Source organism: Streptomyces sp. NRRL F-5727, from assembly GCF_000719555.1.
In the GTDB taxonomy this organism is placed as follows: domain Bacteria; phylum Actinomycetota; class Actinomycetes; order Streptomycetales; family Streptomycetaceae; genus Streptomyces.
On record NZ_JOGX01000111.1, the window covers coordinates 1 to 10,750 of the forward strand.

General features: G+C 74.2%; 9 protein-coding genes. 5 read left to right on the forward strand and 4 right to left on the reverse strand.

Features of this window, described 5'->3' with window-relative positions; all coding sequences use genetic code 11:
- The first annotated feature begins 275 nt into the window (after positions 1-275).
- Positions 276-1,382 carry a winged helix DNA-binding domain-containing protein gene (locus IF73_RS0136165; protein ID WP_037881651.1) on the forward strand — a complete coding sequence of 369 codons (1,107 nt, stop codon included), beginning with the start codon at positions 276-278 and terminating at the stop codon, positions 1,380-1,382.
- A gap of 16 nt (positions 1,383-1,398) precedes the next feature.
- Here IF73_RS0136165 and IF73_RS0136170 read toward each other — a convergent pair whose 3' ends face one another.
- The gene (locus tag IF73_RS0136170) at positions 1,399-2,217 is read right to left on the reverse strand and encodes a helix-turn-helix transcriptional regulator (RefSeq protein WP_031015542.1); all 819 of its coding nucleotides are present in this window, start codon (positions 2,215-2,217) and stop codon (positions 1,399-1,401) included.
- Positions 2,218-2,323: 106 nt separating this feature from the next.
- Between IF73_RS0136170 and IF73_RS0136175 the strand changes: the two genes are divergently transcribed.
- Both IF73_RS0136175 and IF73_RS0136180 read left to right on the forward strand, forming a co-directional pair.
- Positions 2,324-4,006: an AMP-binding protein gene (locus IF73_RS0136175; protein ID WP_031015544.1), complete on the forward strand. Its 1,683-nt coding sequence runs from the start codon at positions 2,324-2,326 to the stop codon at positions 4,004-4,006.
- Entirely contained in the window at positions 4,003-5,595 is a 1,593-nt protein-coding gene (locus IF73_RS0136180) for an AMP-binding protein (RefSeq protein WP_031015546.1), read from the forward strand. The genes IF73_RS0136175 and IF73_RS0136180 overlap by 4 nt, the downstream gene beginning before the upstream one ends.
- Here IF73_RS0136180 and IF73_RS0136185 read toward each other — a convergent pair.
- From IF73_RS0136185 to IF73_RS42785, 3 genes are all read right to left on the reverse strand, one after another.
- A complete protein-coding gene (locus IF73_RS0136185) occupies positions 5,592-6,119 on the reverse strand; it encodes a GNAT family N-acetyltransferase (RefSeq protein ID WP_031015548.1) in 528 nt (175 codons plus the stop codon). The two genes, IF73_RS0136180 and IF73_RS0136185, sit on opposite strands and share 4 nt — an antisense overlap.
- A 19-nt stretch (positions 6,120-6,138) precedes the next feature.
- Positions 6,139-6,897, reverse strand: coding sequence for a TIGR04222 domain-containing membrane protein (locus tag IF73_RS39000; RefSeq protein ID WP_078868442.1), 759 nt, complete (start codon positions 6,895-6,897; stop codon positions 6,139-6,141).
- A gap of 111 nt (positions 6,898-7,008) precedes the next feature.
- Entirely contained in the window at positions 7,009-7,872 is an 864-nt protein-coding gene (locus tag IF73_RS42785) for a hypothetical protein (protein WP_420706611.1), read from the reverse strand.
- 456 nt (positions 7,873-8,328) lie between these two features.
- Here IF73_RS42785 and gcl point away from each other — a divergent pair, with 456 nt between their 5' ends.
- Both gcl and IF73_RS0136210 read left to right on the forward strand, forming a co-directional pair.
- Positions 8,329-10,116, forward strand: coding sequence for a glyoxylate carboligase (gcl, locus tag IF73_RS0136205; protein WP_031015553.1), 1,788 nt, complete (start codon positions 8,329-8,331; stop codon positions 10,114-10,116).
- Between the two features lie 144 nt (positions 10,117-10,260).
- Positions 10,261-10,656: a hypothetical protein gene (locus tag IF73_RS0136210; protein ID WP_037881654.1), complete on the forward strand. Its 396-nt coding sequence runs from the start codon at positions 10,261-10,263 to the stop codon at positions 10,654-10,656.
- Positions 10,657-10,750: the final 94 nt, after the last annotated feature.

The following is a 10,750-nucleotide window of genomic DNA, read 5'->3' on the forward strand; positions in this document are numbered from 1 at the left end:
CCCCCCCCGTGCGCTCCCGGACCACCCCCGGCCGCTCCCGGACCACCCCCGGCCGCTCCCGGGCCGCGCCCCCGGCCGCTCCCGAGCCCTCGGCCGCTCCCGGGCCACCCCCTGGCCGCCCCCGCGCAGCCCCGGCCGGGGCGCCCCGCGCGGCCCAGGCAGGTCCCGGCCCCGCCGGAACGCCCCGCCGGAACAGAACCGTCAACCGTCGTCCCGTCCGCGCCGCGCGGCGAAAGAGGACAGTAACTGTCCTCGTTGCCTTGTACCGTCCCGGCATGGACACGCTTCCCCCGGTCTCGCGCCGCGCCCTGGGCCGCGCCACCCTCGCCCGCCAGCTGCTGCTCACGCCCTCGCCGCTCCGGCCCGAGGAGGCCGTGCACCACCTGGTGGGGCTTCAGGCGCAGAACACCAGGCCGCCGTACTACGCCCTCGCCGCCCGCCTCGACGGCTTCCGCCCCGAGGAGCTGTCCGCCCTCATGGAGTCCCGGGCCGTCGCCCGGATCGCCACCCTGCGCTCCACCGTCCACACCCACACCGCCCGCGACGCCGTCGCCCTGCGGGCCTTCGCCCAGCCGGGCGCCGTCGACCGCGAGCTCGGCATCTTCCGCAAGAAGCTCGACGGCGTCGACCTCGACCGGCTCGCCGCCCTCGCCCGCGACCTCGTCGAGGCGGAGCCCCGTACCCCCAAGCAGCTCCGCGAACACCTCCTCCGCACCTGGCCGGAGGCCGACCCGCTCGCCCTGACCATGGCCGCCCGCTGCATGCTGCCGCTCGTCCAGGTCACCCCGCGCGGCCTGTGGGGGAGGAGCGGGCAGGTGGCGCTGACCACCACCGACGTGTGGTTCGGGGGAGCCTCGTACGAGCCCGCCGACCCCGACGAGACCGTGCTGCGCTACCTCGGCGCCTTCGGGCCCGCCTCCGTCCGGGACATGCAGACCTGGTGCGGGCTGACCCGGCTGCGGCCCGCCTTCGAGCGGCTGCGGCCCCGGCTGGTCACCTTCCGGGACGAGGACGGCACCGAGCTCTTCGACCTGCCCGACGCGCCCCGCCCGGACGAGGACACCCCCGCGCCGCCGCGCTTCCTGCCCGAGTTCGACAACCTGCTGCTCTCCCACGCCGACCGGCGCCGGATCGTTCCCGACGCGCACCGGACCCGCACCTGGACCGGCAACCAGGCCCACCGCGTCTTCCTCCTCGACGGACTCCTCGCCGGGCTCTGGCACCTGGCGGAGGCCGAGGGGCGCGTCACCCTCACCGTCGAGCCCTTCACCCGGCTCACCCGCGCCGACCGGGCCGCCCTCACCGCGGAGGCCGAGCGGACCCTCCGTCTCGCCGGGCCCGCGGACGGCGCGTACGACCTCGTCTTCCGCGCCCCGGAGTGACCGGCCCGCCCGCGGCCTACGGCAGCACCCCCGCCCGCCGCGCCGCCACCACGGCCTCCAGGCGGGTGTGCGCCCCCAGCTTCCGCATCGCCGAGCGCAGATAGCCCTTGACCGTCTCCGGGCGCAGCCCGAGCCGCTTCGCCGCCGCCGCGTTCGTCGCGCCGGAGGCGACCGCCGCCAGGACGTCCGTCTCGCGCGGCGTCAGCACCACCCCGGGGAGCGGAGCCGGACGGCCGGCCGCCGACTCCAGGCGGCCGCAGACGGCGAGCAGCCGGGCCCGCAGCTCCTCGTCGACGACCTGCGGGGCGAGGGCCCGCAGCTCGCCGTAGGCGTGCCGCACCTCCTCCCACGACGGGCCGGGCGGTTCCGCCGGCTCGACGAGCCGGCTCACCTCGTCCCGGACGGCCAGCGCCTGCTCCAGGTCCCGGGCCGCCGCCACCGCCGCGTCGAAGACCCGCTCGCCGAGCGGCAGCGCGTCCCGCAGCGCCCCGTACAGCACCCCGCGCACCTGCCGCCGGACGACCACCGGCACCGCGATCACCGACCGCAGGCCCTCCGCCGACACCGGCAGGTCGTACTCGTGGGTGATGTGCCGGGCCACCGGATAGTCGGTGACCGCGCACGGCCGGGCCAGCGCCAGGCACTTCCCGCCCAGGCCGTTGCCGGGGGAGATCGCCAGGCCCTGGAGCGCCGGGGTCACCGCCCCGTGCAGTTCGGCGATCCGCAGCGGCCGGCCGCCGTCCCGCAGGCCGCCGAAGACCACGGGCAGCCCGCTGCCGCGCCGCAGCCGCAGCAGCGCGGCCCGCAGCTCCACCGCCTCGATCCGCTCGGACACGGGAGAACCCTCCTTCCCCTCACTCCATCACCCCCGAACGGGGGTAGTGAGACCTGGGTCACCGATTACACGATGTGCGGGACCGGTCCCGCAACGAGGAGGACACATGACGGCAACCAGCGCGACGGAGGAGTTCCGGACCGCCCGGGACTTCCTGCTCCGGCACCGCGAGGACTACGCGACGGCGTACGGCGGCTTCGCCTGGCCCCGCCCCGAGCGGTTCAACTGGGCGCTGGAGTGGTTCGACGTCATCGCCGAGGGCAACGACCGCACCGCCCTGCACATCGTCGAGGAGGACGGCTCCGAGACGAAGGTGAGCTTCGCGGAGATGTCCGCCCGCTCCAACCGGGTCGCGAACTGGCTGCGCGCCCAGGGCGTCCGCGCCGGGGACCGGATCATCGTGATGCTGGGCAACCAGGCCGAGCTGTGGGAGACGATGCTCGCCGCGATGAAGCTGCGCGCCGTCGTCATCCCCGCCACCCCGCTGCTCGGCCCCGCCGACCTCCGCGACCGGGTCGAGCGCGGCCGCGCCCGGCACGTGATCGCGCGCTCCGAGGACACCGCCAAGTTCGACGACGTGCCCGGCGAGTACACCCGCATCGCGATCGGCGGCGACGGGGTGAACTGGCTGGGGTACGAGCGCGCCGCCGACGAGCCGGACGTCTTCGAGCCCGACGGCGTCACCCTCGCCCACGACACCCTGATGCTCTACTTCACCTCCGGCACCACCGCCCGCCCCAAGCTCGTCGAGCACACCCACACCTCCTACCCGGTGGGGCACCTGGCGACGATGTACTGGATCGGGCTCAAGCCCGGCGACGTCCACCTCAACATCTCCTCGCCCGGCTGGGCCAAGCACGCCTGGTCCAACCTCTTCGCCCCCTGGAACGCCGAGGCGACCGTCTTCATCCACAACTACACGCGCTTCGACGCGGGCCGGCTCATGGCCGAGATGGAACGCCACGGCGTCACCTCCTTCTGCGCCCCGCCGACCGTGTGGCGGATGCTCATCCAGTCCGACCTGAGCCGGCTCGCCACCCCGCCGCGCGAGGTCGTCGCCGCCGGCGAGCCGCTGAACCCGGAGGTCATCGAGGCGGTCCGGCGCGCCTGGGGCGTCACCATCCGCGACGGCTTCGGGCAGACCGAGACCGCCGTCCAGGTCTCCAACAGCCCCGGCCAGCGGCTCAAGGAGGGCTCCATGGGCCGCCCGAGCCCCGGCTACGCGGTCACCCTGGTCGACCCGGTCACCGGCCGCCCGGACGCCGACGAGGGCGAGATCTGCCTCGACCTGTCGGCCCACCCCGTGGGTCTGATGACGGGCTACCACGGCGACCCGGACAAGACGGCCGAGGCGATGGCCGGCGGCTACTACCGCACCGGCGACATCGGCAGCCGGGACGAGGACGGCTACATCCACTACGTGGGCCGCGCCGACGACGTCTTCAAGGCGTCCGACTACAAGATCAGCCCGTTCGAGCTGGAGAGCGCGCTCCTGGAGCACGAGGCCGTCGCCGAGGCGGCCGTCGTCCCCGCGCCCGACCCGCTGCGGCTCGCCGTCCCGAAGGCGTACGTCGTCCTCGCCGAGGGCTTCAAGCCGGACGCGGAGACCGCCCGGGCCCTCTTCGCCCACTCGCGGGCCGTGCTCGCCCCGTACAAGCGGGTCCGCCGCATCGAGTTCGCCGACCTGCCGAAGACCGTCTCCGGCAAGATCCGGCGGGTCGAGCTGCGCCGTCTCACCGCCGAAGGCGCCGCCGGCGGACCGGAGTTCACCGAAGGAGACCTGGCATGACCGGTACGGAACCCTCCTACGCGCACGGCACCTCGGACACCCCTCTCCTCGGCGACACCATCGGCGCCAACCTGGACCGGGCCGTCGCCGCCTGGCCCGACCGCGAGGCCCTGGTCGACGTGGCCGGCGGACGGCGCTGGACCTACGCAGAGTTCGGCGCCGACGTCGACCGGATCGCGGCGGCGCTGCTCGGCAGCGGCGTCCGCAAGGGCGACCGGGTCGGCGTCTGGGCGGTCAACTGCCCCGAGTGGGTGCTCGTCCAGTACGCCACCGCCCGCGTCGGCGCGGTCATGGTCACCATCAACCCGGCCTACCGCGCCCACGAACTCGCCTACGTGCTGCGCCAGTCGGGGATCTCCCTGCTCTTCGCCTCGCTCGCCCACAAGACCAGCGACTACCGGGCGATGGTCGAGGAGGTCAGGGGCGAGTGCCCGGAGCTGCGGGAGGCGGTGTACTTCGGCGACGCGAGCTGGGAGACCTTCGCGGCCCGCCCGTCCGGCGGGCTCGTCCCCGAACCGCTCGCCGCCGACGAGCCGGTCAACATCCAGTACACCTCGGGCACCACCGGCTTCCCGAAGGGCGCCACCCTCTCCCACCACAACATCCTCAACAACGGTTACTTCGTGGGCGAGATGATCGCCTACACCGAGCGGGACCGGATCTGTGTGCCCGTCCCCTTCTACCACTGCTTCGGCATGGTGATGGGCAACCTGGCGGCCACCTCGCACGGCGCCTGCATCGTGATCCCGGCCCCGTCCTTCGACCCGGCCGCGACCCTCCGCGCCGTCCAGGAGGAGCGCTGCACCTCGCTGTACGGCGTGCCGACGATGTTCATCGCGGAGCTGAACCTCCCGGACTTCGCGGCGTACGACCTCTCCTCCCTCCGCACCGGCATCATGGCGGGCTCACCGTGCCCGGTGGAGGTGATGAAGCGGGTGGTCGCGGAGATGAACATGGCGGAGGTGTCCATCTGTTACGGCATGACGGAGACCTCGCCGGTCTCCACCCAGACCCGGCGCGACGACGACCTGGAGCGGCGCACCGGCACGGTCGGCCGGGTCATGCCGCACGTCGAGGTGAAGGTCGTCGACCCGGCCACCGGCCTCACCGTGGAGCGCGGCACCGCGGGCGAACTGTGCACCCGCGGCTACGGCGTGATGCTCGGCTACTGGGACGAACCGGCGAAGACCGCCGAGGTCGTGGACGCCGGCCGCTGGATGCACACCGGCGACCTCGCGGTGATGCGCGAGGACGGTTACGTCCAGATCGTCGGCCGCATCAAGGACATGATCATCCGCGGCGGCGAGAACGTCTACCCGCGCGAGATCGAGGAGTTCCTGTACGGGCACCCCAAGATCGCCGACGTGCAGGTCGTCGGCGTCCCCGACGAGCGGTACGGCGAGGAGATCCTGGCCTGCGTGATCCCGCGCGACCCGGCCGACCCGCCGACCCTCGACGAGCTCACCGCCTTCTGCCGCGACCGCCTCGCCCACTACAAGGTCCCGCGCCGGGTCGAGATCCTCACCGACTTCCCGATGACGGTGAGCGGCAAGGTGCGCAAGGTGGAACTGAGGGAGCGGTACGCCTAGGCCGGGTTCTGCGTCAGGTCGCGGCGCATGCAGACGCGGGGCCAGGCCGCCAGGCCGTGGGCGGCCTCGGCCCTGCTGATGGCGCGCAGGCCGTCGGTGAGGGCCGGGTCGGTGTCGGCGAGGGGGCGGAAGCCGAGGCGGCTGTAGTACGGGGCGTTCCACGGCACTTCGGCGAAGGTCGTCAGCGTCAGGGCCGTCAGGCCCTCCTCGCGGGCGGCCTTCGCCAGGTGCTCGATCAGCGCCCGGCCGACGCCCCGGCGGGCCGCGTCGGGGTGCACGGAGACCTGCTCGATGTGGGCGGCGCCGTCGACGGTCTCCGCGATCAGGTACGCGACGGGCCGGTCGGCGCCGTCGACCGCCACCCAGGCCCGGCCCGCGGCGCGGTACCCCTCCAGCACGTCCAGCGGCAGCGGCTCGTCGTCGGCGATCGCCGACATGCCGAGGGTGCGGAAGGGTTCGCCCGCGGCGCGTTCGATGGACTGGAGCAGCGGGAGTTCGGCCGGTGCGGCCGCTCGGATGCGCATACGTCAGTATGCCTCCGGGTCACCGTCCTCCGGAGTCCAGGTGGTCGAGCAGGCCCCCGTCGCGCGAGAAGCGCGGCAGGAAGAGCGCGAGCGCCGGGTCGCCGTAGAGCGCCACGAACAGCTGGACCAGCCGCCCGTCCGTCACCTCGTTCCGGTGCGCGGGCAGCGGGTGCCGCTCCCGCAGCTCGGCGAGGAGCCGCCGGGCGGCGCGCGTCGCCGTCGGCAGCCGCAGCAGGGCGAGCGCGGCCAGGACCACCGGCAGCCCCAGGGCGAGGACGGGCACGAGCCCGGGACCGCCGCCGGCGGAGGCGTCCGCGAGCAGTCCCGCCGCGAGCGTCAGGGGCGCCGCGGCCAGCAGCAGCCGGGCCGCGCGCCGGCGCCCCGGCGGACGCAGCAGCCCCGTCCGCCCCAGCTCGGCCCGCAGTCCGTCCACCGCCCGGCGCGCCTCCGGGCGCAGGGCGAGCGTGCGCGGGGGGAGGGCGTTGCGGAGCGAGCGGTGGACGGCGAGCTGGACGGGGTCGCGGGTCCTGCCGGGCCCGCCATTGGCCCGAACCGTATGTTTGCGGCCCGCCGCGACCGCGCCGCGCTGGTGCAGCGCCACCAGCGCGACCGTCACCGCGGCCCGCCGCCCGCCGCGCAGCAGGGCCAGCGCCTCCGGCCCGGGCACCGGCCCCGCGGAGCCCGTACCTCCGCCTCTGCCCGGTACGCGCAGCAGCACCGCCGCCGCCAGCAGTTCGGCCCACGCGGCCGCCACGCACCACCACGTCCCCGTTCCCATGCCGTCCACCCCCAGGGTGTTTCTGCCCGGGGGAGCGTGATCATCACGCGTGGATGGCCGGATCCGTTCGCTCAAAGGGCGCGGTCGTGACGTGGTGCGGGCGGGGCCGGATCAGATGGCGCCGCCGGAGGTGAGTTCGTCGGCCGCGTTGTTCACGGGCTGCGGGGTGCCGGTGAGGTCGAGGACGAAGAGCGGCAGCCCTATCTCGGCGGCGCGCGACCGGGCCTCGGGGGTGTAGCCGGCGAGCGAGAAGAAGACGCTCACGGCGGAGGCGCTGAGCCCGTTCAGCCACAGGCACTCCACGGCCCGCAGCCCGGCGGGCCGGGTGCTCGGGTCCACCTGTGCGACGAGCCCGGTGCCGCGCAGGTCCACCCCGGCGGAGTGCCGGTCCTCCGGCTGCACGATGTCCCGGAAGCCGAGCCACTGCAGATACGTGGCCGCCGCGGCGACCGCGTCCTGCGCCGTCCGGATCGTCACCGGCCGGAACGCGCCCCGCGCGGTGGCGGGCTTCGGCGCGGTCGGCGGCAGCGGCACGCGCTCCGGATACCGCTCGGCGAAGGACCGCGGCGGGTTCCCGAACCAGTCCGAGACGGGAGCGGCGGGCCTGAGCCGCCCGCCCCCGCCGTCGTCGTCCCGGGCGCCGAGCGGGCGTGCCGGGTCGCCGCCGGCCCCGGCGCCGGCGGAGTCGTCGGCAGCGCCCGCGCGGGGCCGACGCCGCTCGGAGCCGTACCCCTCCTCGGCCCCGCCGCCCTGCCCGCCCTGGCGCCCGGCCTCCGGTCCGGTCCCCGCCCCGGCCTCCGGCGCGATCTCCGGCGCGATCTCCGGCCCGGTCGCCGGTGCGGTCTCCGGCCCGCTCTCCCCACCGGTCCCGGGCGCGGCTTCCCGCCCCGAGTCCGTCGCCCCCGCCGGCCGTCCGTCGCCCTCCGCGGGCGGGGCGACCGGGACACGGAGGACCGTGCCGCAGGTGCAGCCCAGTTCCGGGTGGGGCCACTGGTCCTCGCGGCCGCAGGCGGGGCAGCGGACGGTGACCCACTCGTCGAGCCAGGTGCGGTGCCGGACCGGCTCGGCGGTGGCGTCGGGGACCAGCCGCGGGGCGACCGGGGTCCCGCACGGACAGGGGTAGGCGGGCGCCGCGTACGCATGGCTCCGCCGGCACTCCGGGCAGCGCACCGTCACCGATTCACCCACACCGAACCCCCTCTTCCCGTTCGCCCATCGTCCACCAATCCGGCCGCGCGGGGGTGCGACTTCGGCCATCGGGGACGGCTCCCGGCCGCCCGGGGGTGCCCGTCTGGTGGGCGATCCCTTGACGGCTTCCCGACCCCCACCTACATTGCTTCCGTATAGCAGAACAGTTCTTCCGCATTACGGAAACAGGACCGGGCGGCCCGCCCGGCACCTGCGACCGACCGGCCGAGCAGGAGCACTCCCATGCCTCGTATGACCGCCGCCGCAGCGGCCGTTGAGATCCTCAAGCGCGAAGGCGTCACCAACGCGTTCGGCGTGCCCGGCGCGGCGATCAACCCCTTCTACCGCGAGCTCAAGAACGTCGGCGGCATCAGCCACACGCTGGCCCGCCACGTCGAGGGCGCCTCCCACATGGCCGAGGGCTACACCCGCGCCAAGGCCGGGAACATCGGCGTCTGCATCGGCACGTCCGGCCCCGCCGGCACCGACATGATCACCGGCCTCTACTCGGCGATCGCCGACTCCATCCCGATCCTCTGCATCACCGGCCAGGCCCCGACCTCGAAGCTCCACAAGGAGGACTTCCAGGCCGTCGACATCGCCTCGATCGCCAAGCCGGTCACCAAGGCCGCGACGACCGTCCTGGAGGCCGCGCAGGTCCCCGGCGTCTTCCAGCAGGCGTTCCACCTGATGCGCTCCGGCCGCCCCGGCCCGGTCCTCATCGACCTCCCGCTGGACGTCCAGCTGACCGAGATCGAGTTCGACCCGGAGACGTACGAGCCGCTGCCGGTCTACAAGCCGTCCGCCACCCGCGCCCAGGCCGAGAAGGCGCTCGCCTTCCTGCTGGAGTCCGAGCGCCCGCTGATCGTCGCCGGCGGCGGCATCATCAACGCCGACGCCTCCGACCTGCTGGTCGAGTTCGCCGAGCTGACGAACGTCCCGGTCATCTCCACCCTGATGGGCTGGGGCACCATCCCGGACGACCACGAGCTCGCCGCCGGCATGGTCGGCGTCCAGACCGCGCACCGCTACGGCAACGCGACCTTCCTGGAGTCGGACTTCGTCCTCGGCATCGGCAACCGCTGGGCCAACCGCCACACCGGCTACAACATGGACGCCTACACGGCCGGCCGGAAGTTCGTCCACGTCGACATCGAGCCCACCCAGATCGGCAAGATCTTCGCGCCGGACTACGGCATCGCCTCCGACGCCAAGGCCGCCCTGGAGCTCTTCGTCGAGATCGCGAAGGAGTGGAAGGCCGCGGGCAGGCTGCCCGACTTCACCGCCTGGGCCGCCTCCGCGCAGGAGCGCAAGGCCACCCTCCAGCGCCGTACGCACTTCGAGAACATCCCGATGAAGCCGCAGCGCGTCTACGAGGAGATGAACAAGGCGTTCGGCCCGGAGACCCGGTACGTCACCACCATCGGCCTCTCCCAGATCGCCGCCGCGCAGTTCCTGCACGTCTACAAGCCGCGCCACTGGATCAACTGCGGCCAGGCCGGCCCGCTCGGCTGGACCATCCCCGCCGCCATCGGCGCCGCCACCGCCGACCCGGAGACCCCGGTCGTCGCGCTCTCCGGCGACTACGACTTCCAGTTCATGATCGAGGAGCTGGCGGTCGCCGCCCAGCACAAGGTCCCCTACGTCCACGTCCTCGTGAACAACGCCTACCTCGGTCTCATCCGGCAGGCGCAGGGCGGCCTCGGCATCAACTTCGAGGTCAACCTGGAGTTCGAGAACATCAACACCCCCGAGATCGGCGTCTACGGCGTCGACCACGTCAAGGTCGCCGAGGGCCTCGGCGTCAAGGCGATCCGCGTCGAGGACCCGGCGAAGCTGGGCGAGGCGCTGGAGCAGGCCAAGAAGACGGCCGTCGAGTTCCAGGTCCCGGTCGTCGTCGAGGCGATCCTGGAGCGCATCACCAACATCGCGATGAGCAAGACCGTCGACATGAGCGACGTCACCGAGTTCGAGGACCTGGCCACCGAGCCGGGCCACGCGCCGACCGCGATCAAGCCGCTCGCGGTCTGACCCCGCCCCGCACGGGGCTCCCGCCCGGGCAGCCGCCCGGGCCCCGCCCGCCCGCGTGCCCGACCGGCTGCTCCGTCCGGTCGGGCACGCGGCGCGTCCGACCGGCGGTTAGGGTGGTGCCCCGGCCGGCCCGAGGAGGACGCCATGACCACCGTGACCTGCCTGGTCACCCACGTCGAGCTGGACGAGCGCCTGACCACCCGCCGGCAGCTGTCGGTGTCCGCCCGGCTGGAGGCTGAACTCTCCGACGGGGAGGCCGTGGTCCTCCTCGATGACCGGGGCTGGAGCGAGAGCTTCCTCGGCGACGGCGACATCCGGGCCCACCTCACCCGCGAGTCGATCGAGGAGACCGCCCGCACCGTCGTCGGCCCCGACGAGCCGTACGGGGACCAGACCCAGGAGCAGGCCGCCGCCGCCCACTGGGGTGCCCTCGCCGACCTCCTCGCCCGCCGCGGCGTACGCGTCGCGGCCGCCGACCTCGCGGGCGCCGCGCACCCCGTCGTCCTCGGCGAACGGCTGCGCGGCTGGGCCGGGTTCTAGGTCCTGTCGTCAAACTCCCGTCGTCGCCCGAAGGGCGGCCCCGCGGCGTCAGGTGCGTGCTCTCGGCGTGCCGGGTGGAAGTCCTCGTACTGGA

Excerpts from the sequence above, each read along its gene's own strand:
- IF73_RS0136210 (WP_037881654.1), top strand. The coding sequence starts at position 10,261 with ATGACCACCGTGACCTGCCTGGTCACCCACGTCGAGCTGGACGAGCGC.
- IF73_RS0136180 (WP_031015546.1), top strand. The coding sequence starts at position 4,003 with ATGACCGGTACGGAACCCTCCTACGCGCACGGCACCTCGGACACCCCT.
- IF73_RS0136165 (WP_037881651.1), top strand. The coding sequence starts at position 276 with ATGGACACGCTTCCCCCGGTCTCGCGCCGCGCCCTGGGCCGCGCCACC.
- IF73_RS0136185 (WP_031015548.1), bottom strand. The coding sequence starts at position 6,119 with ATGCGCATCCGAGCGGCCGCACCGGCCGAACTCCCGCTGCTCCAGTCC.
- IF73_RS39000 (WP_078868442.1), bottom strand. The coding sequence starts at position 6,897 with ATGGGAACGGGGACGTGGTGGTGCGTGGCGGCCGCGTGGGCCGAACTG.
- IF73_RS0136175 (WP_031015544.1), top strand. The coding sequence starts at position 2,324 with ATGACGGCAACCAGCGCGACGGAGGAGTTCCGGACCGCCCGGGACTTC.
- gcl (WP_031015553.1), top strand. The coding sequence starts at position 8,329 with ATGCCTCGTATGACCGCCGCCGCAGCGGCCGTTGAGATCCTCAAGCGC.